The 25684-nt window shown below is 61.6% G+C and carries 18 protein-coding genes; 8 read left to right on the top strand and 10 right to left on the bottom strand.

The genetic code is table 11. From position 1 onward, the window contains the following. The 5 genes from VF436_RS09630 to ald all read right to left on the bottom strand — a co-directional run. On the bottom strand, window positions 1-259 hold a 259-nt coding region (locus VF436_RS09630; protein WP_330903800.1), incomplete at its 3' end, for a DUF3999 family protein. Beyond that, a complete protein-coding gene (locus VF436_RS09625; RefSeq protein ID WP_330903799.1) occupies window positions 249-3029 on the bottom strand; it encodes a DUF2339 domain-containing protein in 2781 nt (926 codons plus the stop codon). The genes VF436_RS09630 and VF436_RS09625, both read right to left, overlap by 11 nt. Before the next feature lie 101 nt (window positions 3030-3130). Then, entirely contained in the window at window positions 3131-3790 is a 660-nt protein-coding gene (gene lolA, locus VF436_RS09620; protein WP_330903798.1) for an outer membrane lipoprotein chaperone LolA, read from the bottom strand. A gap of 265 nt (window positions 3791-4055) precedes the next feature. Beyond that, window positions 4056-6419, bottom strand: a complete 2364-nt coding sequence (locus VF436_RS09615) for a DNA translocase FtsK (protein ID WP_330903797.1) — start codon at window positions 6417-6419, stop codon at window positions 4056-4058. A 198-nt stretch (window positions 6420-6617) separates the two neighbouring features. Continuing rightward, the gene (gene ald, locus VF436_RS09610) at window positions 6618-7676 is read right to left on the bottom strand and encodes an alanine dehydrogenase (protein WP_330903796.1); all 1059 of its coding nucleotides are present in this window, start codon (window positions 7674-7676) and stop codon (window positions 6618-6620) included. 281 nt (window positions 7677-7957) lie between these two features. Between ald and trxB the strand changes: the two genes are divergently transcribed. From trxB to aat, 3 genes are all read left to right on the top strand, one after another. After that, window positions 7958-8920, top strand: a complete 963-nt coding sequence (gene trxB, locus VF436_RS09605; RefSeq protein WP_330903795.1) for a thioredoxin-disulfide reductase — start codon at window positions 7958-7960, stop codon at window positions 8918-8920. Between the two features lie 172 nt (window positions 8921-9092). Beyond that, window positions 9093-10226: a GNAT family N-acetyltransferase gene (locus VF436_RS09600; protein ID WP_330903794.1), complete on the top strand. Its 1134-nt coding sequence runs from the start codon at window positions 9093-9095 to the stop codon at window positions 10224-10226. Window positions 10227-10414: 188 nt separating this feature from the next. Next, on the top strand, window positions 10415-11164 hold the full coding sequence (aat, locus tag VF436_RS09595) for a leucyl/phenylalanyl-tRNA--protein transferase (protein ID WP_330903793.1): 750 nt from the start codon (window positions 10415-10417) through the stop codon (window positions 11162-11164). 236 nt (window positions 11165-11400) lie between these two features. On the opposite strand, the gene VF436_RS09590 is transcribed toward aat, so the two are convergent. From VF436_RS09590 to ispG, 3 genes are all read right to left on the bottom strand, one after another. Further along, entirely contained in the window at window positions 11401-12216 is an 816-nt protein-coding gene (locus VF436_RS09590; protein WP_330903792.1) for an HD-GYP domain-containing protein, read from the bottom strand. Between the two features lie 133 nt (window positions 12217-12349). Continuing rightward, window positions 12350-13033 carry a class I SAM-dependent methyltransferase gene (locus VF436_RS09585; RefSeq protein ID WP_330903791.1) on the bottom strand — a complete coding sequence of 228 codons (684 nt, stop codon included), beginning with the start codon at window positions 13031-13033 and terminating at the stop codon, window positions 12350-12352. 95 nt (window positions 13034-13128) lie between these two features. Further along, window positions 13129-14397 (bottom strand): flavodoxin-dependent (E)-4-hydroxy-3-methylbut-2-enyl-diphosphate synthase, encoded by a 1269-nt coding sequence (ispG, locus tag VF436_RS09580; RefSeq protein ID WP_330903790.1) that lies wholly within the window; start codon window positions 14395-14397, stop codon window positions 13129-13131. Window positions 14398-14616: 219 nt separating this feature from the next. On the opposite strand from ispG, the gene VF436_RS09575 reads away from it, so the two are divergent. Beyond that, the gene (locus VF436_RS09575; RefSeq protein WP_330903789.1) at window positions 14617-15351 is read left to right on the top strand and encodes a Crp/Fnr family transcriptional regulator; all 735 of its coding nucleotides are present in this window, start codon (window positions 14617-14619) and stop codon (window positions 15349-15351) included. On the opposite strand, the gene VF436_RS09570 is transcribed toward VF436_RS09575, so the two are convergent. Then, on the bottom strand, window positions 15330-17327 hold the full coding sequence (locus VF436_RS09570; protein ID WP_330903788.1) for an acetyl-CoA hydrolase/transferase C-terminal domain-containing protein: 1998 nt from the start codon (window positions 17325-17327) through the stop codon (window positions 15330-15332). The two genes, VF436_RS09575 and VF436_RS09570, sit on opposite strands and share 22 nt — an antisense overlap. A gap of 63 nt (window positions 17328-17390) precedes the next feature. Here VF436_RS09570 and VF436_RS09565 point away from each other — a divergent pair, with 63 nt between their 5' ends. From VF436_RS09565 to VF436_RS09550, 4 genes are all read left to right on the top strand, one after another. Further along, window positions 17391-18857 carry a phospholipase D-like domain-containing protein gene (locus VF436_RS09565; protein WP_330903787.1) on the top strand — a complete coding sequence of 489 codons (1467 nt, stop codon included), beginning with the start codon at window positions 17391-17393 and terminating at the stop codon, window positions 18855-18857. Between the two features lie 93 nt (window positions 18858-18950). Then, on the top strand, window positions 18951-20336 hold the full coding sequence (xseA, locus tag VF436_RS09560) for an exodeoxyribonuclease VII large subunit (protein WP_330903786.1): 1386 nt from the start codon (window positions 18951-18953) through the stop codon (window positions 20334-20336). A 36-nt stretch (window positions 20337-20372) separates the two neighbouring features. Further along, complete coding sequence (locus tag VF436_RS09555; RefSeq protein WP_330903785.1) at window positions 20373-22016, top strand: acetolactate synthase large subunit; 1644 nt, start codon at window positions 20373-20375, stop codon at window positions 22014-22016. A 14-nt stretch (window positions 22017-22030) separates the two neighbouring features. Next, complete coding sequence (locus VF436_RS09550) at window positions 22031-23461, top strand: aldehyde dehydrogenase family protein (RefSeq protein WP_330903784.1); 1431 nt, start codon at window positions 22031-22033, stop codon at window positions 23459-23461. A 241-nt stretch (window positions 23462-23702) separates the two neighbouring features. Here the strand turns inward: VF436_RS09550 and VF436_RS09545 are convergent, their stop codons facing one another. Further along, the gene (locus tag VF436_RS09545; RefSeq protein ID WP_330903783.1) at window positions 23703-25595 is read right to left on the bottom strand and encodes an aromatic amino acid ammonia-lyase; all 1893 of its coding nucleotides are present in this window, start codon (window positions 25593-25595) and stop codon (window positions 23703-23705) included. Window positions 25596-25684 lie beyond the last annotated feature (89 nt).

Below are 25684 nucleotides of genomic sequence, written 5' to 3'. Positions count from 1 at the left end.
GCTTGGTCTGCGGCGGGTCCACCGGCATCACGTCGAATGGCACCGGCTGGCCATCGCTGTTGACGACCACAATATCGCGCATGCCAGCTGCGGGATTGCTGACCGCGTAAATGGCTGGCGTCAGGGCCACGCGATATGCATCGCTCGGCATACGGGTGTCGAGCGGGAATGCATAAGCGTAGTCGGTGTGTGCACTGGCCTGGGCCACCCCCACGGGCAACAGCAAGGCCAGACCGAGTAGACGAAGATCAAGACGCATGGGTGCCCTCCTCCTTGGGGGATAAGGGCGCAGCCGTGCTTTTCGGCGGCGCCGGTGCGAGATACCCGATGACCGTGCACAACAGGCCATAGGCGATGAACGAGCCAATACCAAACAGGTTGCCCAGGTGATCACGGTCGATCAGCAACAATTTGAGCAGCACCACCGCCATCAGCACCGCACCTGCCAGCCACAGCATGCGTTGCCCGCGGCGCGATCCAACCACCCAGGCCACCAGGCCGAATACGCTCCACACCACGGTCAGGGCGAGCTGGGCCATGCTCGAACCCATCAGCTCACCGCCCCAGCCGATACCACTCCATTGGTGCACGCCACGCAGCGTAATGTCGGTGACCAACACGAACACCGTAATGCCAGCCAGCATGGCCTGCTGCTGGCGCGGCAACGGTGGCATGCTGCCATCGGCCAGCCAGCGCACGGCCAGCAGCGTGATCGCAAGCAAGGTCAGTTCTGTGGGATTGAGTAGCGGCACATAACGCACCGGCTCGGCATCGCCTCCGCTGAACAGCGCACCAAGCATCAAAAAGCATAGCAACGCGAACGTGGTGTAGAGCATCAAGGGACGCCACAATGACATCGTTGTGGCTAAAGGCGATGCCAACCAGCTTGGACGCCACAGCAACATGCCGGCAAGCAGCATCAGCGGCAGGCATGACAGCATCAGCATCCATGGACCGGATAGCCAGCGCGCACCATCCAGCCCCACCACGATGGCCAGCATGAAGATGCCACACCAACGCCACAGCCAGACCATCTGGCCATATACCGCGCCATACGTGAACTCGCGCAGGCAGGCCAACGTGCGCCAGCCAAGCACGGCGCTGATCACGACCGCCGCGAGCATCCAGCCAGCAAATGGCTGCACATGGGTCAGCAACATCTGTAAAAGCAGCAGTACGGTGCCGATCAACAGCGACGGCGCGCCGTAGCTGAGCACCAGCCCCAGTTCGATGCGAGGCTGACGCCGTGACACTTCGGCCATCATCCATGCCGTCAATGAAAGCAAGACGAACCACGCCGCCACCCATGGCGCGTTGTGAAGGACGTGCAGCTGGATTTCCGCGCCCCAACTGCCCAGCCACCACAACAGGCTCCAACCAAACAACGCCACGGCGAGCATGCGATGGGTGACGAGATCGCGATCATGGCGGCTGTACAAGCGGCAACTGGCAAGGCCGGCGATCACCACCAGCATACCGCCGACGAAATCCTTGTTGAGCAGCGGCAGTGCCACGGCATACATATCAACTCGGGCGCGTGAGCCTAGCAAGGTAAACCCCGCCAACACCTGCAAGGCCAGGCCGCTCCAGCGGGCCAATTTGCGTTGTTGGCGCAGGCCAAGCCAGATCAGGCCAGCGCCTTCGAGCGCAAAGATGCTGCCCGTGACGTTGGCGCTCAAGCCCAACGGCACGGCGAGCGTGGCAAAGGCCACCGCTATCACGGCCCAGGTCTCACGCACTATCCGCATCGCCGGATGATTGCGAACCATGAAGGCAAACACCACGTAGATCGCGGCACCCGCCAACACGGAAAACGCCAGCGGGAGCGGCGCCCAGGCCAGCAACGCACCTTGAAGCAACAAGCTCGCCAGTGGATTGCCAAACATCAGGCAACCATCGATCACCACGCGGCGGTCGGCCGGCATGCGCAGCACATGCAGCCACGGAATTACCAGGTAGAACAGGAAATTCAATACCAGGAACGGCTCGGTACTGGCGAAAAGATTCGACTTGTACTTGAGCACACCCCAGGCAGTGCCGATGCCAAAAGTGGCGATAAAGCCCAGCAAGTTCAGCACGCGCCAGGCACGCTTCCAGGCAATGCCGAGGATGGCGACATTCAGCAGGGCGTAGTAACTGAACAGCGCGACGTGGCTGCCCTGCCCCGTGGACACCAGGATTGGCGCGGCAAACCCTGCTACCAGGCCGAGCACGGCAAGCGCCAGCGCATCCTGCAACACGGCCAGCATGCCGATGCCGGCAACAAGCACCAGCAGGATGCCGAATGCCGCCATGGATGGAATCAGGCTGTAGAGGCGGAAGGCGGCGAACGTGACGATGATCAGTACGCCAATGGCGCCCCCTTGAAGGGACAACGCAAACACTCGCTTGCTATCGCGTTGGTACCAACCGAATGCCAGCCCGCCGATGGCAGCCAGCGCGACCCCACTCAGGCGCAAGCCGACCGGCAGGTGGAACATGCCCGCATCGGACGCGTACTTGAGCAGCGCCGCCACACCGGCAAACAGCACCAGGATGCCCACCTTTACCGGCACATTGCCCTCGGTGAGCCATCCCCAGCCACGCTGCCACAGGCGTTCGACGAAACTCGGACCCAGCGGCACAGGTGGTTGTGCAGGCAGCGGAGGACGCGCCACGGGTGGCCGGTTCCAATCGTTGGCCGGGTCGAACGTGGTCAGAGCCGGTGGACCGATCTCCGGCCGCTGCACCGGGAGCGCCGGCGGCCGTGTGGCCGCAGCTGGGGTGGCCGCGGCGGGCGGCGCCTGCGAAAACTGCGCCTGCGCTACTTCCGCCGCGTGCCGCACGATGGCCTGGGCTTCATCGCGAGGCGATGGCATCGGCCGCTTGGCCAGCTCGTTCACCAGCCCGCGCATCTGCCTCAATTGCTTGGAAAGACTGGACTGGCGTCCCCACAGGAAACCGATGAAACCACCCGTCAAAGCACCAAAGATGCTCTGGCCGGCGAGCCCGCCGGCGATCAGGCCGATTACGATCCAAAGTACGACCATGTCATCCCCATCCCTGCCCGTCCGCGCCATGCAGACAGGTCATGCTTGCTCACCCCTGAGCCTCATGCCGCCGGGCGCGGCACGCAAAACGCGACAATAAATCAGTTCTTGATTGGCTGTGTCGAGATTACCGGTGCATCGCCGACTACATCCGTGCCCTTGGGCGGCACGAAATTGAAGGTCTGCGGCGCGATCTCCGGGTTGCGCTGCCAATCGGAAAAACGAATATCGGTGGTGGCACCCAACTGGTCACGAAAGCTCATGCGCGCCAGGCCTTTGGCATCGAAGCCGAGGTCGGCGTAATCGAATTGCGGATCACGCGCCGTCGAGGTCAGGCGCACCCAGCTCAGGCCATCGTGGTCACCCTGCTCGGTGACCTTGAACTCCCGATCCATCTGCTTGAGATCGGTAAGCACCGTCAACGGACTGTGCGATTCCTCGGTACTCTGCACGCGCACGGTCACCTGCTCCAGGTCCGGGTCATAAAGCCAAACGCGACTGCCATCGGCCACGATGGTCTGCTTGTAGGGCGCAGTGGTTTCCCAGCGGAACTGGCGCGGCGCTTCAAGCGCCAACGTCCCGGAGCTTGACTTGCCCGGCTGCCCATTGGCATCGGTCAGGGACTGGCTGAAATGACCGGTCAACGAATGCAGGTTGGTGGCAAACGCGTCCAGCCTGGCACGCGCGTTACCGGCAGCGGCGTGCGCGGTAGCGCAGCACGCAAGGGCGATGGTGGCGGCAAGAGCGGCTAGACGGGTCATGGGCGCGTGATCTGGTTGGTTAAGGAGAGTTTGCGGGCTGACCGCTTAATGGAGGATTGTCGAAGATTGCAGCAGGAGATGGGAGACGGGTCGCGGGGACGCAAGTCAGGACGGTCGCTGTCAGCATCAAGAACGCGACAGCAGCGCTGTGAGCTACCGGCTTGCGTCAGGTCCGTCCAAGCGCCCCCATCTCCCATCCCCCCGCGTGGCATCAAGCCATGGCGCCGCTCATGGGGCCCATCAGCATCGAATGGCACCTCACCCATCAGTTCTTCGGTGGCGGCGGTGCCAGCACTTCACGATTGCCGTTGTGCTGCGGGGCGCTGACTACGCCGTCCTGTTCCATCTGTTCGATCAGGCGCGCGGCACGGTTGTAGCCGATGCGCAGATGGCGCTGCACGCCTGAAATCGAGGCGCGACGGCTTTCGGTGACGATGCGGACGGCCTTGTCGTATAGCTGGGCCTCGGCATCGCCGCCTTCGCTTTCCTCCAGCGGCAGGCCGGAGTCGCTGATGAACTTGCCGTCGCCGGTCGGCTGCAATTCTTCCAGCACGCCTTCGATGTATTGCGGCGAGCCCTGCGCCTTGAGCCAGTCCACCACGTGATGCACCTCGTGGTCGTCTACAAAGGCACCGTGTACGCGCTCTGGCGAGGCAGTGCCTGGCGGCAGGTAGAGCATGTCACCGTGACCGAGCAGGGTCTCAGCCCCGGACTGGTCGAGAATGGTGCGCGAGTCGATCTTGGAAGACACCTGGAACGCGATGCGGGTAGGAATATTGGCCTTGATCAAGCCAGTGATCACGTCCACCGAGGGACGCTGCGTGGCCAGGATCAGGTGCACACCCGCGGCACGAGCTTTCTGCGCCAGGCGCGCGATCAGTTCTTCGACTTTCTTGCCGACGATCATCATCATGTCGGCGAACTCGTCGATGATGACCACGATGTACGGCAGCGGCTCCAGGGGCTCGGCTGCGAGGTTGGGCATGTCCGGGTTTGGGCGGAATAACGGATCCAGCAAGGGCTGGCCGGAGTTCTCCGCGTCCTTCACCTTCTTGTTGAAGCCGGCCAGGTTACGTACACCGACCGCAGCCATCAGCTTGTAGCGGCGCTCCATCTCGCCCACGCACCAACGCAGCGCATTGGCCGCTTCCTTCATATCCGTCACGACCGGGGCCAGAAGATGCGGAATCTTGTCGTAGACCGACAGCTCAAGCATCTTCGGGTCGATCATGATCATGCGCACATCTTTGGGGCTGCTCTTGTAGAGCAGGCTCAGCACCATGGCGTTTACCGCGACGGATTTGCCCGAGCCGGTGGTACCTGCCACCAGCAGGTGAGGCATCTTGGCTAGGTCGACCACCACCGGCTTGCCACCGATATCCTTGCCCAGCGCCAGCGCCAGCGGCGACTTGAGCTGGTCGTACTTGTCCGAGCGCAAGATCTCGGACAGATAGACGATCTGCTTCTTGGTGTTGGGAATTTCCAGGCCAATGACGTTCTTGCCCGGAATCACATCCACCACGCGCACGCTGACCACGGAAAGGCCGCGAGCGATGTCCTTGTCCAGGCTGGACACCTGCGAGCCACGCACACCGGCGGCGGGCTCCATCTCGAAACGCGTGATGACCGGGCCCGGATAGACACCAACCACCTTGGCCTCGATCTTGAAGTCCTTGAGCTTGAGCTCAACCTGGCGCGACAGCACCTCGAGCGTTTCTTCCGAATACCCCGGGCCTTGTGGTGGCGCTTCATCGAGCAGCGACAACGGTGGCAATTCGCCCGGCGCGGCGGCGCCGGTGAACAATGGAATCTGGGTTTCCTGGCGCGCACGCTCACTCTTGATCACCGGCGTGGCCGGGGCCTCGATACGCACAGGTTCACGCTTGGCCTGCTTGACCGCCTCGACCTTCTTGACCACTTCGCGCTCGGCACGCGCCTGGCGTGCAGCCAGGGCCTCGGGCGCCTCCTTGAGCTTGCCGCCGAACCAGCCCCCTAGCTTGACCACCCCGGCGCCGAGTAGATCCATCACCTTGAACCAGGACAGGCCTGTGGCGAAGGTCACCGCAACAAGGAACAGCGCCAGCAACAACAAGGGGGCGCCTCGATCACCAAACGCCCGCAGCAGGCCGTGGCCTACCCAACGTCCGATAATGCCACCGGCACCCTCGGGAAGAACCTGCTGATCATGCAGGTTAAGCCATGCTAAGGCAGGCGTGGTAACAAAGAACAATACGAAGCCGATCAGCCGCATAGACGGCTCCCACGGCTGTACATTGCGTACACCACGGTGACGCAGCACCTGCACGCCCAGAATCAGCAGCAGCAGCGGAAAGCAGTAAGACACCAGGCCAAAGATGTAGCGCAGCAGATTGGCGATGTTCGCGCCTACTTCGCCACCCAGGTTATGCGCATGCTCGGCCGTGCTGGCATGTCCCCAACTCGGGTCCTGGTCGTTATAGCTGAACAGGCAGACCAGCAAGTAGATGGCGAGCGGCAGCAACAGCAGCGCACCGGCTTCACGCAGGCGGCGCTTGACCTCCTCGCTCAAGCCCTCGCGCGGCTTCTTTTCCTTATCCTTCTTTTTGAGTGTTGCTTTCGCGCTGCGCGCCACCGGCTTGGGATTCCTCATAGGTATTCGTGAAGGCGGTAAACGATGTGACGGCGTGCCATGCGTCTCTGGCCCCCTTTTTCGCCCTGGTGCTATTAGCCAGAGCATACCCTGTCATAGGACTTACGTTCGCTTAATGCGATAAACCACTGAAATGACTAGCAAATAAAAAGGGAACGGAAGCCCGAAAAGCCTCCGTTCCCCGTCTGGCGCAGACTATCAGCCCAACAGGGCCGGATGCACCAGCTTGCCGCCGTCCACATTGACACCGGCCTTGAGCGGGGCAAAGTCACGCCACTCCTTGCCGCCAGCCAGGCGCTGCACGTACGGCAGGATCGCCGCCGAGATCGCCACGGACGAGGTCTGCGGGACGGCGCCAGGCATGTTGGTCACACAGAAATGCGTAACACCATGCACGTCATAGGTTGGCTCTTTCCAGGTGGTCGGACGAGACGTCTCGAAGCAACCGCCCTGGTCGATGGAGATGTCCACCAGCACCGAGCCGGCTTCCATCGTCTTGACCATCTCTTCGGTGACCACGCGAGGCGCCTTGGCGCTGGGGATCAGCACGGCACCGACGACGATGTCGGCGTCACGCACTTCCTCGGCCACCGAGGACTCGTAGGCGTAAAGGGCGGTGACGTTCGGACCCATGGCCATCATTTCGGCCAGGCGATCCTGACGCTTGTCGAACACCACCACGTTTGCACCAGCGGCGGCAGCCAGGGCAGCCGCGTTGCCACCGGCAGCGCCCGCGCCCAGCACCACCACCTTGCCGCGTGGCGTGGAAGCCATGCCGCCGAGCAGCTTGCCCTTGCCACCCTGGGGACGATGCAGCAGCGTGGTGCCGATCTGGGTGGCGATGCGGCCGGCAATCACCGACATCGGCAGCAACAGGGGCAAGCCGCCATCTTCCTCGACCGACTCGAACGCCACACCGGTCAGGCCGATGTCGAGCAGGCTGCGGGTCAGATCCGGCTCGGCCGCCAGATGCAGGTAGCAGAACAGCAGATGATGCTTTTTGAGCAGGGCGAGATCGCCGGCGATCGGTTCCTTCACCTTCACGATCAGCTCGCCAGCGTCGTACAGGGCGGCCGCGTCGGAAACGACCGTGACGCCGACCTTGGCATAAGAATCGTCAGAAAAGCCGCTCTTGAGGCCCGCACCAGCCTGGATGAACACCTCGTGGCCGCGACGAACCAGGTCGGCGGCAGCAGCAGGGACCAGGGCAACTCGACCCTCAAGGATCTTGGTTTCAGAAGGAATGCCGATGCGCATGGGGAGTGGAAGATCCTGTCAGTGCACAAAAAACCGCGACATGGAGCCGTCGCGGATAGCCAAGGATGAACTGGACGATTCTACGCGGGAACCGAGCCGCCTGCATGAAATCGATCGAGGTATCCTCAAAGTTGCCCGCGCCTTGAATCGGCTGCGTGTCTTCCCCATCCTTGCGGGTTCAAAAGTCGCGCCACCGCCCTGGAAACAGCGTTACGTAACCGTTACATGGTGTGGAACGAACTCGTGATTCAAGCTGCCAGCAAACTTCAAGGATTATAACAATGAGCACCCCCAAGCACAGCCGACTGCTGATCCTGGGCTCCGGTCCAGCCGGCTACACGGCTGCCGTCTACGCCGCCCGAGCCAACCTCAAGCCGACCATGATCACCGGCTTGCAACAGGGTGGCCAGCTGACCACCACCACCGAGGTGGACAACTGGCCAGGCGACGTGCATGGCGTACAGGGTCCGGAACTGATGCAGCGCATGGCCGAGCACGCCGAGCGCTTCAATACGGAAATGGTGTTCGATCACATCCACACAGTGGACCTCAAGCAGCGCCCGTTCCGGCTCAAGGGCGACTCCGGCGAATACACCGCGGATGCGCTGATCGTGGCCACCGGCGCTACGGCCAAATACTTGGGCCTGGCCAGCGAAGAGCATTTCAAAGGGCGCGGCGTGTCTGCCTGCGCCACCTGCGATGGCTTCTTCTTCCGCGAGCAGGATGTCGTCGTGGTAGGCGGTGGCAACACCGCCGTGGAAGAGGCGCTGTACCTATCCAACATCTGCCGCAAGGTGTACCTGGTGCATCGCCGTGACAAGCTGCGCGCGGAAAAGATCATGCAGGACAAGCTGTTCGAGAAGGCCGCCGCCGGCAAGATCGAACTGGTATGGAACCATGCCATCGACGAAGTGCTGGGCGACGACTCGGGCGTGAACGGTGTGCGCGTCAAGGACGTCAACAGCGGCGCCACCCGCCAGCTCGACGTGACCGGCTTCTTCGTAGCCATCGGCCACACGCCCAACACCGGCATCTTCGATGGTCAGTTGGACATGCGAGACGGCTACATCAAGATCCGCTCCGGCCTGGAAGGCATGGCCACCATGACCAATGTCGCGGGTGTGTTCGCTGCCGGCGATGTGGCAGACCACGTCTATCGTCAGGCCGTGACCTCGGCCGGCTTCGGCTGCATGGCCGCACTGGATGCGGAGCGCTGGCTGGATCAGCAGACGCCTGCCGCTTAAAACGAGCATCGAAGAGTGAGTGGAGATGAGTAAGAAGTGAGTAAAAGCACGCCTCGCCAGTCTCCACTCTCTCCCAAAACCACACTCAAGCCAGTACCCTCAGCTTGCCTTTCTCTCACTCCTCACTCCTCCTAACTCACTCCTTAGCCCCTACCCACTCACGCCTCGCCCATTGATCTGCGCCAGCTTCCACGACAGCATTGCCGACCTCCCCGCTGCCGAGTGGGATGCGCTATGCCCGGATGACAATCCATTTCTTTCGCATGGATTTCTCGCCGCGCTCGAATCATCGGGTTGTATACGTGACGACTATGGCTGGCGCGCCCATCACATCGCATTACGTGAAGACGACAGGCTCGTCGCGGCAGCACCGTTCTACATCAAGGGCAATTCACACGGCGAGTTCGTGTTCGACTGGAGTTGGGCCGGTGCTTGGGAGCGCGCAGGTGGCGATTACTACCCTAAGCTGCTCAATGCGGTGCCCTACTCTCCCGTGACAGGTGCGCGCCTGTTGGTGGGCACCCATGATGAAGCGGAGCTACGCCGGCGAGCGCTGGTCACCGCCATGCGTGCGCAAGTGGACCGCTACAACCTGTCATCCGCGCATGCGAATTTTCTCACCGAAGCGGATCTCCCCGCTTACGATGAACACTGGCTTGAACGCTCGGACATCCAGTTTCATTGGCCCAATCGCGGCTATGCCGATTTCGATGCCTTCCTCGGCGCGCTTAACCACAAGAAGCGCAAGAACATTCGCCAGGAGCGCAATCAGGTAACTCGCAGCGGTTTGCGCCTGGAGATGCGTGGGGGCAGCACGCTAAGCGCGTCGCATTGGCACGAAATTCATCAGCTCTACACCGCCACCTTTGACGCCAAGGGCAACCATGCGGCGCTGACCGAGGCTTTTTTCGTGGCCTTGGGCCAGAACCTCGGTGATAGGGTCCAGGTGGCTTTAGCTTTCAACGGCCCCACCATCGTCGCCATGGCGCTATTCCTGCGCAGCCGCAACGTGCTCTACGGACGCTACTGGGGCGCCAGCGTCGACATTCCCGGCCTGCATTTCGAATTGTGCTACTACCAAGGCATCGCCTATGCCATCGCACAGGGGATCGAGCGCTTTGAACCGGGCGCCCAGGGTGAACACAAACTCGCCCGCGGCTTCCTCCCCGTTCGCACCCATTCACGCCACTACCTGGCTGACGAGGGTTTCCGCGATGCCGTCAGGCAGGCATTGCGCCGTGAATCCATCCATCTGGACGCCTATGCGGCAGACTTGATGGAGCATAGTCCTTACGCGGAACGGTGAGGCCGCCTGCTGACGCAGGCTGTAAAGAGCAAAGACTAAAAGGCCTGGGCATGATCATGCCGGCTTTCCCTTTAACTGTTTACAGCTCGCACCGGGGGCGACTTTACAGCCGTCGTGAGCAAGCGACCTCACCACTGGCGCAACGAGCGACTTTACAGCGCGCATGGCGAGCAGCTTTACTACCCGGCATGTCTGCCACCCTCACCCTCCCCCTTCTGGACAGCACGCGGCCAGAGCGTTTTCCCAATCCGCGGGGAGCGCTGCGCGATCCCAACGGGCTGCTGGCATTTGGGGGAGACTTGTCGGCAAGACGGCTACTGGCGGCGTATTCGCAAGGCATCTTCCCGTGGTTCAACGAAGACGAACCGATCCTGTGGTGGTCGCCGGATCCTCGCTGCGTCTTCCATACCGGGCAATTGCAGGCCAATCGCAGCTTGCGCCGGCAACTGAGCCGCAAGCAATGGCATGTGACGATCGACTATGCCTTTCGCGACGTCGTGCTGGCCTGCGCCGAGCCACGGCCGGGGCAATTGGGTACGTGGATCATCCCGGCAATGATCCAGGCCTATGACACCCTGCATCATTCCGGGCATGCGCACAGCATCGAGGTCTGGGAGGGCGAACGGCTGGTTGGCGGCATCTACGGTGTTGCGGTGGGACGGTTGTTCTGCGGGGAGTCGATGTTCAGCCGTGAGAGCGGTGGTTCCAAGCTGGCCTTGATCGCACTGGCAAGGCTGCTACGCAGCTGGGATTTCCCGCTGATCGACGCACAGGTAACCAACCCCCATCTGCTCAGCATGGGAGCGGTTGAATATCCGCGCGCGCAGTTCCTGCGCATGGTGGCGCAACTCAATCACCTGCCCGGCCAACCAGGGCCATGGGCGATGTATACGCCGCATCTGACAGCCATGCTGATGGCTGACGGGTTGTTGCAGTAGCTGCCTTCCAAACGCGTTGTGGGGGAGCAGCTTCTTTCGCGTACGACAATGCGCCATGCGATCCTGACCTGAAGATCACGAGCCCCATCTACGACGGCATCGCCATGGCTTGGCGAATAAATTCGCTCGTGCAGTCGCAGCTTCGTTGTAGGAACGATTTCAATCGCGATGCAAGACGCGACGGAGTCGCGGCTTGGATGTCCAGAGCCCTGCCTACAACTGCGTCGCAGGAGGCTCTACACCGATGCCTCGTTAGCCCCCAGCGCCACCAACTCGTCGTAATGCCTGAGGAACAGCCTGACCAGGCACGGATCAAGCTGGCTGCCTGCTGCATTTTTCAAATAATCGATGACGTCCTCACGCGGCCACGCGGGCTTGTAGACGCGGGGATGGCTCAATGCATCCCAGACGTCCACCACACTGAAGATCCGTGCAGCCAATGGAATCATTTCACCGACCAGTCCTTGTGGGTACCCACCGCCATCCCAACGCTCGTGATGGGAGAACGGAATGTCCGTGGCATCACGCAGGAAGTCGATTTGCCTGAGCATGTCGTGACCCATGCGCGTATGCGTGCGCATCACGTTAATTTCCTCGGAAGTCAGCGGCCCGGGTTTGATCAGCACGCAATCCGGCAACGCCAGCTTGCCAATGTCATGCAGTAGCGCACCCAGGCGCAGATTTTGCAGCGCCTGTCCACGAACTCCTGCCAAGCGACCGAGACCTTCGGCCATCCGCATGACGCGTTCGGAATGATCGCTGGTTTCCTTGTGGCGGATATCCATGGCCGAGACCAGTACGCTCAAGGTCTGCGCATGACCTTGCAACAGTCGGTTGTTGAGGCCGTCCAATCGCTGCATGTCGCGATGGACGAGCCAGTAGATGAGATAAGCGCTGCATACCACGAAGGCCCAGCGCTTCCACGCGCCCCACAGTTGATGTGTGTGCGGGTCTTGCACGAGCAGATCCAGCAGCCGGTCCGATGCCCACACCCAGGCCATTGACGCGACAACGTAGATCAGCGCAATGCGTAATTGCGGCTTGATCTTCACTTTCGGATGTCCTCCGAACACAGCCCCCTGTCGGATAGTTGCTGTGCCGCAACCTACCGCTGCCACCCCCTGCGCCCCAGAGTGGCGGCCTATTCATACCGCACCTGGGTGTGATCTGCGAGTCAAAATTCGCCTATAGACCGTGAGTCATAGGCGACAACGTAAAGATGATGGAAGCCGGCCGCCCCGTTTGCGGGTGCAAAGGCTCCATCACTTCAGTCAGGCGTAAATCGGCCGATACAAAACTGTCCTGCCAACCCGCAAGAGTCCGGAAATACCATGGGGCGGCCTGGCCGAATCCATCGCCACATCCCGCCCATGATCCCTCCCGCCAACCGTCACGATAAGGTTGCGACAGATCGGCCATCATCGGATGCAGGGTCTGAATGATCAGCACCCCCTGTGCGCAAAGGATGGCTGACATGGCCTTGAGCAAGCTGTCGACGGAATCCTTGCCAAGCAGCGAAAAATTGCATACCGCCACATCGAATGTCTCGCCGAGTTCTCCGGCAGCCAACTGCTCATAGGAAAGCTGGCGAAAGTGGCCGCCTTGTTCGCATGCTGCTTCGACAAGTTCGGCAACTGCATCGACGCCAGTGACTTCGAGACCCGCCTGCATGAGCCGCCGAGCCAGCCAACCTTCGCCACACCCCACGTCCAGCACGCGACGCGGCAATGTTTTCAACACCGCGTCGATGATGGCCTGATCGGTGATCAGACGGCGGCTCTCAATACGCCGCTCTTGTATCGCCGCTATCCAAGGCGCGGCGTTGTCATGCCATACCGCAAGAATATCCTGCTCGGGGGTGAAGCTCATGAACGACCTCGTCGCAATGCCGCTTAGCGTTGGCGCCATGGTGGCCTGGCAAGCTCAAGAGCACATGAGCGGCGCCTATGAATCGTCTCGCCGCCTCACGCTCCGCGTGAGGCGTATCGGGTCGCGACATAGTTGTCCAGGATGTCGACGAATTCCTCGGCAATACGCTCGCCGCGCAGGGTCATGGCCTTTTCGCCATCAATGAAGACCGGCGCCGAAGGCGCTTCACCGTTGCCCGGCAACGAAATACCGATGTTGGCATGCTTGGATTCGCCCGGACCATTCACGACACAGCCCATCACCGCCAGGGTGAGGTTTTCCACGCCGTCATACTTGACGCGCCATTCAGGCATCTTTTCGCGCACGTGCGCCTGTACGGTCTTGGCCAGTTCCTGGAAAAATTCACTGGTGGTGCGGCCACAGCCTGGACACGCGGTGACCAGTGGCGTGAATGCCCGCAGACCCATTGTCTGCAACAGCTCCTGCGCCACCACGACTTCGCCGGTGCGCGGCGCACCTGGCTCGGGAGTGAGCGAGATGCGGATGGTGTCGCCGATACCTTCCTGCATCAGTACTGCCAGCGCAGCGCTGGATGCGGTGATGCCCTTGGAGCCCATGCCAGCCTCGGTCAGGCCCAGGTGCAAGGCGTAGTCGCAGCGCGCCGCCAGGTCGCGATACACCGCGATCAGCTCCTGCACGCCAGATACCTTGCACGAAAGAATGATCCGCTCGCGTGGCAAACCGATTTCCTCGGCACGCACGGCCGAATCGAGCGCGGAACGAATCAGCGCTTCCCGCGCGACATGCGCGGCATCCCAGGGCTGCGCGCGCAATGCGTTCTCATCCATCAGCGTGGCCACCATGCTCTGGTCCAGCGAGCCCCAGTTGGCGCCGATACGCACCGGCTTGCCATACTGGATCGCCTTTTCGATGATCGCCGCGAACTGACCGTCTTTCTTCTTGCCGAAACCAACGTTGCCGGGGTTGATACGATATTTGGCGAGCGCCTCGGCGCATGCCGGTTCACTCTCCAATAACTGGTGGCCGTTGTAGTGAAAGTCGCCAATGATTGGCACATGCACACCCATCATTTCCAGCCGCTCACGGATGCGCGGCACCGCAGCGGCAGCAGCCGGCGTATTGACCGTGATGCGGACGAGCTCCGAACCGGCTCGTGCCAGCTCCGCGATCTGCCGCGCCGTGCTGACCGGATCTTCCGTATCGGTATTGGTCATCGACTGCACGACGATGGGCGAACCGCCCCCAACGATGACGTTGCCGATCTGCACACCGACACTGGGACGGCGCGACTGGGGCTCGGCGAGGGCCGGCTGGGCGGTGGAACGCTGATCAATCAAGCTCATGAATGACGCTGCAGTAAGGCATGGACAGAGGTCTAGGATACTTCATGCGACCGGACAGCTTCATGACCCGGGGAACCCGTGGGCCAACCCGGCAGCGACCTCGGACCTGGCAGGCGCCAGCCTGCGACATAATGCGCGTCCTGGCACACGTGTACCGTTGTCGCACCCATGCTGAGCGCGCCAAGCGCCGGAGTAGAGTTTTCACAAGGAGGTTGTGCCATGTCTTCAGAACGTTCCGCTTGCCAGCAAGGTCTGCAGCCGGCCCATTGCACGGGCTGCCATCACCTGGATACCTGCGACGCTACCGGCCGTGGCGCCGAGGCCTTATTGGGCCTGCGCCAGATCGTACAGCGCGTGGCGCTAGTGGGTGATGGTGAATACCTGTACCGACCGATGACCCCATTCCGGGCGATCTATGCGGTGCGTTCGGGCATGGCCAAAAGCGTCGCCCTCGATGCATCCGGTCGCGAGCAGGTGCTGGATTTCCATCTGCCCGGCGAATGGTTCGGCCTGGACGCCATCGGGCTAGATCACCACGAAAACGCCGTGATCTCGCTGGGGCGCACCCAATTCTGCCGTTTTCCGATCGATGCCCTGATGGCACTGGGCAGCCGAGAACCGGCCGTGCAGTGGCATCTGATGCAGGTCATGGCGAGACAGATCCGCCATCGACAACTGCGCTCCGGCGATCACCCCAGCGATGTGCGCATGGCCGCGTTCCTGATCGATCTCAGCGATCGTCGTGCCGCCCTGTTCCTGGATGCCCGACACCTGCCGTTGCCGATGCAACGCACGGATATCGCCAACCATCTACAACTGGCACCGGAAACAGTCAGTCGCCTGCTCACCCGCTTTCGTGGACAGGGGCTCATCGGCATAGACCGCCAGGGCGTGACGTTGCTCGATGGTGTCACATTGCGCCGCCTGGGCTGTCAGGTACTGGAAGCGGCCTGAGCGTCTGAGTCCGGGCCAGCCGGCCGGCTTGGCCGATGCCTCAGCGCAGCTATCAACAGGCGGCGCTGGATGCGATCCTTCATCGTCAGGCCGCTGGGATCAGCCAACCCCATGCGCTGCAAGGCCTCGTCTTCACCAACCGCCGGCTCGCCAGGACGCCACGCCGCTTGCAACAATCGCCCTTTGCCGCGCAGGCTGGCGCCAGCGTGCTTCAACCAGCCCAGCGCAAGTACCAGTCGTTGCTCGACGTCGGTGAAATCGGAGCCGAAGGGGAAATCCGGCAGCAGCCCCTTGCGTTGCAAAGGCATCAAGGCTTGGCGTAGGTGTTCAGGGGTGTTGCGCCGCCACGCCTCGGGAATATGGAAATCGGCCGATAGCTTGCCATGGGATTTGGCCTCCGCACACAAGGCATCGAGAAAGCGCGCATCGGCAATGGCCAGCATCGCCTCGATACATTCGCTGTCCGTTTTGCCACGAAGATCGGCCACACCGTATTCGGTGATGAAAATATCGCGCAGATGGCGCGGAATCGTGGTCTGCCCATAGTTCCAGCGAATATTGGACTGTACGGCGCCACGCACCGTACGCGTGGCGCGCAACAACAGGATCGAACGCCCCTCTGGCAGCTCATGCGCCATGGCCACAAAGTTGTATTGCCCACCGACACCACTGACGACGTGTCCGTCTTCCAGGCCATCGGACACCGCAGCGCCCAGCAACGTGGCCATCATGCAGGTGTTGTAAAACCTTGCGCCACGCCGTTGCAAGGCCGCCAAAGCCTGGTGATCGCCATATAGGTGATTGACGTTGGACACCCGGCACATGTCGATGGCATCGGGGTCGCTGGTCTCGGTTGCATGCAACCATTCATACAACGACCGCGATCCAAGGAAAAACGCGCCACGCAGGTAATGACCACCCGGTGCACCATCCTCGAGCCGCCCTGCCGCCGAGGCCTGCTCCAGCGCTGGCGTGTCCCAGGAGCGCCGCTTGAGAATGCCTGCGCGAGCCAGATGCATGAAGCCATCCATGACCATTTCGCTGGCGCCATACAGCCCTCTTACCAACGGAGCCAGTCCGCCTCCACGTGCAGCAAGCTTATGGGTGGCGCGCGACGTGTCCAGTGCAACCAAGGCGCGCCGCCAAGACACATTTTCCTGCTGACGCAGGATCAGCGCCTTGACCAGGGCATCGGACAAGGCACCGATGCCGATCTGCAAACACCCATCATCCTTGACCAGCGCACTAGCGTGCATACCCAAGGCATATTCGGCGACATCCACCGGCGAGCGTGGCAAGGCAAACAACCTTGGCGAACGCGGCGGCGCCAGTTCGATATCGAAAAAGGATTCGCTTACCTGCGCATCGCCACTCATGTACGGCAGATCCGGATGCACCACCGCCACGCACAGCGGACGCGGCTTGTCGGCCGCCGCCATGCGATCGAGAAAATCCAGTGTCAGGTCCGGATTGCATGAGAGGCTGTAGAAAACACCTTCATCGGTTTCGCGACGGGCAACCAGTTGCACGACCAGGTTGATTTCCTGCTCGACCAGGTCGCGAGCAACGTGCGTGTAGTTCTGGCTGATGTAATCGCGTTGCGCCACAGGTGAATGCAGCAGCGCGCCAGACTGCATATAGAACTCGTGTATCGCCACATTGCCGGGTAACGCATTGCGTGCCATATCTACTGCATAGGCCGGATCTTCGTAGTCGTCGCCGAAGTGACGATCCAGAAACGGCTGGAGGAAGCGTGCCTCCAGGCCGGGAGCCGGACGCGGCCGGGTCAGTGAAAGCGCCGTATACAGGCGCATCGAACAGGCCTGGTCGCTGGCGGTCAATCGATACAGGGCGTTGAGCAGTCCATGCGGTTTACCCAAGCCAAGAGGAGCTGCGATGCGCAGCGTCGACCCAAGGCGGGCCATGATGTCCAACGCACAAAGTTCCGTGTCCGTCTGACGATGGGGTGTCGGCATGGCTCGATCATGACAGAAGCCGGCGACATTGCGCACACTATCGACTGCCCTACACTGATAAGCATGTCAGCCAATACTCAGACTTCCACCCGCCAGCGCCTGCTGGCCGAACAGGCCTTGAGCCGCGCGGCCGGTGCGCCCCTGCTCGGTGGCAACGCCATGGAACTGCTGATCGACGCAGCCGCCCATTACGAGGCCTGGCTGGCCGCCATCCGCAGCGCACATGAGCGGGTATTCCTTGAAAATTACATCATTCGCGATGACGAAGTCGGTCGCGCGTTTCGCGATGCACTGGTAGCGTGCGCGCACCGCGGCGTACAGGTCGCGGTGATTTGTGACTGGGTCGGTTGCCTGGGCCAATCACGCGCCAGCTTCTGGGCTCCGTTGCGCGCGGCGGGCGGCCAGGTACGCGTGTTCAATCCACCCACGCTGGGCGAGCCATTCGGATGGATCAGTCGCGATCATCGCAAGCTGCTGGTTATCGACGGGCAAATCGGCTCGCTCTCGGGAGTGTGCATCAGCGCCAAATGGCTGGGCGATAACGCACGCAACGTCGAACCCTGGCGTGACACCGGGGTGATGTTGCGCGGCCCGGCGGTGGGCGAGTTGGACCTGGCCTTCGCGCAGAGCTGGGCCAGCATGGGACCACCGCTACCGGCCCTGATGCCCCGCCATGACGAGGAAGCCGGCGACGTCGCCCTTCGCGTCATCGCCACCCAGCCCGCGACGGCTGGCATGTATCGGCTCGACCAGCAGGTTGCAGCCATGGCACGCGAAACACTCTGGCTTACCGATGCCTATTTCGTCGGCGTCGCACCTTATGTGCAGGCCCTCGCCGCCGCGGCGCAGGATGGCGTGGACGTACGCCTGCTGGTTCCGGGAAGCAGCGATATCCCGATGGTTGCAGGCATGTCACGCTCAGGTTACCGCCCCTTGCTCAAGGCCGGCATCCGCGTATTTGAATGGAACGGTTCCATGCTGCACGCCAAGACGGCCGTGGCAGACGGGCGCTGGGCACGCGTGGGCTCGTCCAACCTGAACATCGCCAGTTGGCTGAGCAATCGCGAGATCGACGTGGCCGTCGAAGATACAGGCTTTGCCGCGCAACTGGCCGCCCAATACGAGCGCGACCTGGAGCATGCCACCGAAATCGTGCTGGCGCCACGGCGGCGGCGCACCGCTCCGGAAAGCATTCGTCGTACCGAGCCACGACAGCAGCGCCGCCGTCGACGCGACGGAGGGAGTTCCAGCCGGGCCGCTGCCGGTGCCCTGCGCTTGGCCAACAGCGTCGGTGCGGCATTGAGCAATCGACGTGTACTGGGCGACACCGAAACCGGACCACTGCTGGTAGGCACCCTGGTGCTCGCCGTACTGGCCGTGGTGGCTATCCTGTGGCCAGCGGTGGTCGGCTGGCCCGTGGGAATTTTCTCTGCCTGGTTCGCCCTTAACCTGGGTATCCGCACCTGGCGCCTGCGACGGCGACGTCGCCGGCAGATGCATGAGATAGACGATCCTGGCATCACCACCTGAATCAATGCTTTAACTGATTATCCTAACCTGCTGTTACCAAAGCCTTCCCGAGGCCGGGGCAGGTTCGCCCAATCGTGTTAGTCTCCCGCCTTCATGCGCACGCCCGACGACCATTACGACGATGGCGGATCACCGCCGCGGCAAATCCTCACACCCAGTTCACTGAACCGACTGGTGCGTGGATTGCTGGAAGACACCCTTCCGATGGTGTGGATCGAGGGCGAGTTGTCCAACGTCGCGCGTCCCGCATCCGGACATATCTACTTCACCCTGAAAGACAGTCAGGCTCAGGTGCGCTGCGCCATGTTCCGGCCCAAGACCACGCGGCTGACCTTTCGTCCCGCCGATGGCATGCACGTTCTGGTGCGTGCCCGCGTGGGCCTGTATGAACCACGGGGCGAGTTCCAGATCGTAGCCGAACAGATGGAGCCTGCCGGCGAGGGAGCGCTACGGCGGGAGTTCGAGCGCCTCAAGGCCCAACTCGGCGCGGAGGGCTTGTTCGATGCCGAACGCAAGCGCCCTCTCCCCCGCCACGCACAGCGCATTGGCGTCGTCACCTCGGCTACCGGCGCGGCCGTTCGCGACGTCCTCAGCGTGCTGTCACGTCGCTGGCCTCTGGTGCAGGTCGACGTATTACCTGTGCCCGTTCAGGGACGCGAGGCGCCGCCGGCCATTGCCACCATGCTGCGCAAGGCGTCGAACAGCCGCTTGTATGACGTGCTGCTGCTCACGCGAGGTGGCGGCTCGCTGGAAGATCTTTGGGCCTTCAATGATGAAAATGTCGCCCGCGCCATCCGCGCCAGCGCGGTGCCCGTGGTGTCGGCCGTCGGCCACGAAGTAGATTTCTCGATATCCGACTTCGTCGCCGACCTGCGTGCCCCGACCCCTTCGGCGGCGGCCGAATTACTGGTACCCGATCGCGACTCGGCAATGCGTCACCTGCGGCAACTTAAGCAGCGATTGCAGTCACTGCAACAACGCCGCCTACATACGTTGATCCAGCGCAGCGACCACCTCTACGCCCGCTTGCAGGCACAGCGCCCGCAAGCCAGGCTGGCGCGCGATCGCGAGCGACTCATGCATCTGCTGCGCCGCCTGCATGCGGCACAGCGCGACAGCAGCCAGCACCACCAGCGCCGCCTGGAACGTCTGCACGCACGATTACTGGCTCAGCATCCACGCCAGCGCCTGCCTCTGCTGGCGCGACGGCTGGCCGAACAGGACCTACGCCTGCGTCGTGCCATCGGGCGCATCCTCGAACGTCACCGCCACGCCCTGGACCAGACCGGCCGCACCCTGCACGCGATCAGCCCGCTGGCCACGCTCGATCGTGGGTATTCGATCCTGTTCGATGCACACGGACGCGTGCTGCGCTCGGCAGCGGGAGTTGAACCCGCATCCGTCGTGCGCGCCCAACTGGCCGAGGGCAGCTTGAATCTGCAAGTGCTCGACGACCTCACATCAACTGAACGAGATTAGGGGCATCCTTCGCCGTCTCCCAACAAGGAGTGACGGATGAAAGCGGCAACCCTGTTCGTCAAGGCACTCGAAGCCGAAGGTGTCACCTGCATCTTCGGCGTGCCGGGCGAAGAAAATCTCGACCTTGTCGAATCCCTGCGCGAATCCTCGATAAAGCTGATTGTTACCCGGCACGAACAGGCCGCCGGCTTCATGGCCGCGACCTGGGGCCGACTGACCGGCGAGGCCGGAGTGGCGCTTTCCACGCTGGGACCGGGCGCCACCAACCTGGTCACCGCCGCCGCTTATGCGCAGCTAGGCGCCATGCCGATGATGATGATCACCGGCCAAAAACCAATCCGTACACATAAGCAAGGGCTTTTCCAGTTGGTCGACGTGGTCGACATGATGCAACCGCTGACCAAGTACACGCGACAACTGGTATCGGCCCCAACCATTCCGGCCCGCGTGCGCGAGGCCTTCAGGCGCGCCGAAGAAGAACGTCCCGGCGCGGTGCACCTGGAACTGCCCGAGGACATCGCACGCGACGAAGTCGATGAGGTCATCCTGCTACCCACCGAATATGCCCGTCGCCCCGCCCCGGATGACGCGGCCCTGATCCAAGCGGCTGAAGCCATCAACAGCGCAAAGCATCCGATCCTGATGATCGGCGCTGCGGCCAATCGCCAGCGCACCACCGTGGCGCTACGCGCGTTCATCGACAAGCTCGGCATCCCCTTTTTTACCACCCAGATGGGTAAGGGTGTGATCGACGAGGCACACCCATTATGGCTGGGCAATGCAGCGCTGTCCGATGGCGATTTCGTGCACCGAGCCATCGATGCGGCCGACGTGGTCGTCAACGTTGGCCACGACGTGGTGGAAAAGCCGCCGTTCTTCATGCACAAAGGCCGCCGCACTGTCATCCACATCAATTTTTCTTCTGCCGAAGTGGACACAGTGTACTTTCCGCAGATTGAGGTGGTCGGCGACATCGCCCATACCATCGAGCGCCTGACCGATGCGCTGAACAAACAAGCGCACTGGGATTTCAGCTATTTTGATAAAGTTCGCAAAGCCTTTCACGAGCAGCTCAAGCAATATAGCGACGACACCCGCTTCCCGATGCATCCAGTGCGTATCGTCGAGATCACTCGCCAATATATGCCCGACGACGGTGTCCTTTGCCTGGACAACGGCATGTACAAGATCTGGTACGCCCGCTATTACCGCGCGCGCCAGCCCAACACTGTGCTGTTGGATAACGCGCTGGCGACCATGGGTGCGGGCCTGCCGTCGGCCATTGCCGCCAAGATGGTGCATCCGCATCGAAAGGTGATGGCCATCTGCGGCGACGGCGGCTTCATGATGAATGCCCAGGAACTGGAAACCGCGATCCGGTTGAAACTGGACCTGGTCATCCTGCTGCTGCGCGACGATGCGTACGGCATGATTCGCTGGAAACAAGCCGAAATGGGTTATGCCGATTACGGTATGCAATTCTCCAATCCCGATTTCGTCGCTTTTGCCCAGGCCCATGGCGCACATGGCCATCGTCCGCAGAGCGCCGCCGAATTTCTGCCCACGCTGCAACGCGCCTTTGAAGAAGGTGGCGTGCACCTGATCGATCTGGCGATCGATTACTCGGACAACCACCGCATCCTCAATGAAGAGATCGTCCGCATGAGCGCGGCGGTCTGATCCGGAGCCGATCCATGCTCGAAAAAAGCTATCCCTACTATCTGGCCAACAAACCGCAGACGTCCAAGGAAATGATGGACGTACTGGACAAGTACACCGGCAAGTGCGCCACGCGCGTGGCCGTGCCCGATGCCGCCGCTGTGGAAAAAGCCATTGCCTCGGCGGTAAAAGCTACGGTGCCGATGCGCGAGTTCAGGCCTTGGGCGCGCCAGGCCGTACTGCAACATTGCGCCGACCGCTTTGCAGAACGACAGGAAGAACTGGCTTATGCGTTGTGTGTGGAAGCGGGCAAACCAATCAAGGATTCCGCGGGCGAAGTCACGCGCTTGATCGAAACCTTTCGTATCGCCGCTGAGGAAGCCGTGCGTACCAACGGCGAAACGATCAACCTGGAAATCGCCAGACGCCTGGAGGGCTATCACGGCTATACAAAACGCGTGCCGCTGGGCCCGGTATCGTTCATCACGCCATTCAATTTTCCGTTGAACCTGGTGGCGCACAAGGTAGCTCCCGCCATCGCAGCCGGATGCCCCTTCGTGCTCAAGCCGGCTGAACGCACACCAATCGGCGCATTGATCATCGGTGAAATCCTGGCCGAGACGGATCTTCCCAAAGGGGCGTTCTCGATCCTGAACCTTGATGGCAAACATGCCTCACCGCTGGTGGAAGACCCTCGCTTCAAGTTGCTGTCATTCACCGGCAGCCAATTGGGTTGGGATCTCAAGGCCAAGGCTGGGCACAAGAAAGTGACCTTGGAGCTCGGCGGCAATGCGGCGTGCATCATTGACGCCGATCAGGGACCGAAACTGGACAAGGTCGTTGAGCGGCTGATCTTCGGCGCTTTCTACCAGTCTGGGCAGAGTTGCATCAGTGTGCAACGCATCTATGTGCATGCATCGATCTACGAGGAACTCAAGCGAAAGCTGGTCGCCGCCACCAAGAAGCTCAAGGCGGGCGACCCGAAAAAAAAGGACACTTTTATCGGCCCGATGATCGACGAAGCCGCAGCTACCCGCCTGCATGACTGGATCGAGGAAGCGCGCAAGGCAGGCGGCAAGCTGCTATGTGGCGGCAAGCGCGATGGCGCGATGCTGGAAGCAACGCTGATGGAAGCCGTACCCGGCAAAGCGAAGGTCAACCGCAACGAGGTCTTTGGGCCATTCGCACTACTGGCTCCGTACCAGGACTTCGATAAGGCCGTGTCACTGGTCAATGATTCGGATTACGGCCTCCAGGCAGGCATTTTCACCGATAGCCTCGATCACGCCATGCGGGCGTGGAACGAACTTGAGCAAGGCGGCGTGATTGTCAACGATATACCGAGTTTCAGGGTGGACAACATGCCCTATGGCGGCGTCAAGTATTCCGGCATCGGTCGTGAAGGCGTGCGTTATGCCATCGACGATATGAGCGAGATTCGCTTGATGGTGATGAAGGAAGGTTGATGGCTTGTGTGCAAGAGCGACTTGATTGGCGATGCGATCTGCGATTCAGCCGCAAATTGGTGTTCCAAACCGCCAAGCCGCGACCTAGGTCGCGGCTTGCTTGGCGAATGAATTCGCTCCTATAAGGCAGCGCGGGTTACGGTTTGGAGATTCCCGTAGCGGTGCACGGCGCTGGCGCCAAACAGAAAATCCCCTGCCCTTCGTGCGATCAAACCACGCAGAAAGACCGCCATAAAAAACGTCAGCCGAATGCACGATCCCTGACCAGTTCGCACACTGTCCGCACATCTGCATCCATGGCACGGTCACGCGCCATGAAACCGATCTGCTGGCGCAATACGTCATGTGCGTCACGCACGGCTTCACCCGCATGGAAGTCACCCACATCGGCCAGCGCGGCGGTCAATCGCTTCACTTCCTCGATGAACTGGGCATGGTGCGGGTGATCTTCGCGCGGCGCATTGGATACCTTGCCGGCGATAGTCTTCCAGTCACCACGCGCCGCCACACGACGCGCGGCATTGAGCATAGCCTGGCGGAAATCCAGTGCCTGCGCGGCGGTGTAAAGCTCCAGGGCGATCACATGGCCCAGGTCGTCGATCATGTCCAGCACGTGGCGTGCTTCATTGGCCCCCATCGATACATGGTCTTCGGCATTGGCACTTGTCGGCACCGAATACACACTGGCCGGATGCGCCCGCGTGGCCAAATCGTTGACCAGGGCAGCAGCGGTGTACTGCACGATCATGAAGCCCGAATCGGTGCCGTCTTCGTTACCGGTCAGGAAGGCGGGAAGACCATCGTTGGTTGCAGGGTCCACCAGCTTGTTCAATCGACGCTCTGAGATCGAAGCCAACACGGGAATGGCAGCCTTGACGTAGCTCATCGCCAACGCCAGCGGCATGCCATGGAAATGGCCGGCAGAGATCACCTGGTCTTCGATGAAACGCGGCTCCTCCGCATCGGGGAAGATCAGCGGATTATCCGTGACCGCGTTGAGCTCGATGTCGATCACCCGGCAGGCCTGCGCCCAGGCATCGCGTACCGCACCGTGTACCTGTGGCATGCAACGCAGGCAGTAGGCATCCTGTGGCTGATGTTTCTTGCCACCCTTGAACGGCAGAAAGCGGGCATAGAAAGCCTCGCGGCCATGGCGCTGGTTGGCGGGCACCCAATCCCAGCCAATATCGAAACTCAATGCCTGGTCTTCCGGTTCGGACCACGCCTCAGCCGTCCACGACTTGAAGCGTGGCACCAAATGATAAGGAATATCGACCAGGGTCGAGCCGTCCAGCAGCTCACGTACATGGGCTGCCGTCCCCACCTGTCCTGGATGCGGACGCAGTGCATGCACCTCCGGGCGTAACGCGCCACTGCGACCAGCAAAGGCGTCCAGGGTCATCGCGGCAGCCAGGTCAGCGGTGTCGAGCAGGTATTGAAGCGAATGCAGTGCAAGAGCCGCCGTGGCCAGCATCTGTGCCGTACCGTTGTTCAGGGCCAAACCTTCCTTGAAGGAAAGACGAATCGGCTCCAGCCCGGCCAACTTCAGGGCTTCGGCTCCAGGCATGCGGCACCCCTGGTAGAACGCCTCCCCTCCACCGAGTAAGACGATAGCCAGATGCGAAAGGGGAGCCAGATCGCCGCTCGCGCCTACCGAACCTTTTTCCGGCACGACCGGCACGATGCCGCTATTGAGCAGGGCCGCCAGCGCCTGCAGTGTCTTGACGCGAACTCCTGAATGTCCACGCATTAGCGTGTTGATGCGGATGACCAGCATCGCGCGCACCACATCGGCCGCAAACGGTTTACCTACGCACACGGCATGGGTGATGATCAGGTTGTGCTGAAGTTCTTCCAGCAACGTGCCTTCAGGCTTGTCCGGATGCCCGCCCGGTAATTCGTCACGCAGGCGATGCGCGCCAAGGAGCTTGTCCGCGTTACTGCCAAAGCCGGTCGTGACCCCGTACGTAGGCTCGCCACAGCTGACCTTGTCGGCCAGGAAATCGGCCGCGCGTTGCACGCGCTGCAATTGCCTCGCATCGAGCTCCACGCCCATGCCGTGGCGCGCCACCGCCACCAGTTGCTCTCGCGTCAGACTGCTGCCGTCCAACAGAACCGTCGTTTTTCCCACCATGCCCGCACCGCTGATTATTGTTGTGAATGGACAGACCGAACCGGCATGGCGAATGCACGAGGCAAATACCCGCGCGACCTGCCGTCAGG

The organism is Dyella sp., assembly GCF_036384435.1.
Classification (GTDB): domain Bacteria; phylum Pseudomonadota; class Gammaproteobacteria; order Xanthomonadales; family Rhodanobacteraceae; genus GSA-30.
This window is presented reverse-complemented; position numbering and strand designations above follow the sequence as displayed.

What these genes read in the sequence shown, in the direction of transcription:
- VF436_RS09625 (WP_330903799.1), bottom strand. Translation starts at nt 3,029, where the DNA reads ATGGTCGTACTTTGGATCGTAATCGGCCTGATCGCCGGCGGGCTCGCC.
- lolA (WP_330903798.1), bottom strand. Translation starts at nt 3,790, where the DNA reads ATGACCCGTCTAGCCGCTCTTGCCGCCACCATCGCCCTTGCGTGCTGC.
- VF436_RS09615 (WP_330903797.1), bottom strand. Translation starts at nt 6,419, where the DNA reads ATGAGGAATCCCAAGCCGGTGGCGCGCAGCGCGAAAGCAACACTCAAA.
- ald (WP_330903796.1), bottom strand. Translation starts at nt 7,676, where the DNA reads ATGCGCATCGGCATTCCTTCTGAAACCAAGATCCTTGAGGGTCGAGTT.
- trxB (WP_330903795.1), top strand. Translation starts at nt 7,958, where the DNA reads ATGAGCACCCCCAAGCACAGCCGACTGCTGATCCTGGGCTCCGGTCCA.
- aat (WP_330903793.1), top strand. Translation starts at nt 10,415, where the DNA reads ATGTCTGCCACCCTCACCCTCCCCCTTCTGGACAGCACGCGGCCAGAG.
- VF436_RS09585 (WP_330903791.1), bottom strand. Translation starts at nt 13,033, where the DNA reads ATGAGCTTCACCCCCGAGCAGGATATTCTTGCGGTATGGCATGACAAC.
- ispG (WP_330903790.1), bottom strand. Translation starts at nt 14,397, where the DNA reads ATGAGCTTGATTGATCAGCGTTCCACCGCCCAGCCGGCCCTCGCCGAG.
- VF436_RS09575 (WP_330903789.1), top strand. Translation starts at nt 14,617, where the DNA reads ATGTCTTCAGAACGTTCCGCTTGCCAGCAAGGTCTGCAGCCGGCCCAT.
- VF436_RS09570 (WP_330903788.1), bottom strand. Translation starts at nt 17,327, where the DNA reads ATGCCGACACCCCATCGTCAGACGGACACGGAACTTTGTGCGTTGGAC.
- VF436_RS09565 (WP_330903787.1), top strand. Translation starts at nt 17,391, where the DNA reads ATGTCAGCCAATACTCAGACTTCCACCCGCCAGCGCCTGCTGGCCGAA.
- xseA (WP_330903786.1), top strand. Translation starts at nt 18,951, where the DNA reads ATGCGCACGCCCGACGACCATTACGACGATGGCGGATCACCGCCGCGG.
- VF436_RS09555 (WP_330903785.1), top strand. Translation starts at nt 20,373, where the DNA reads ATGAAAGCGGCAACCCTGTTCGTCAAGGCACTCGAAGCCGAAGGTGTC.
- VF436_RS09550 (WP_330903784.1), top strand. Translation starts at nt 22,031, where the DNA reads ATGCTCGAAAAAAGCTATCCCTACTATCTGGCCAACAAACCGCAGACG.
- VF436_RS09545 (WP_330903783.1), bottom strand. Translation starts at nt 25,595, where the DNA reads ATGGTGGGAAAAACGACGGTTCTGTTGGACGGCAGCAGTCTGACGCGA.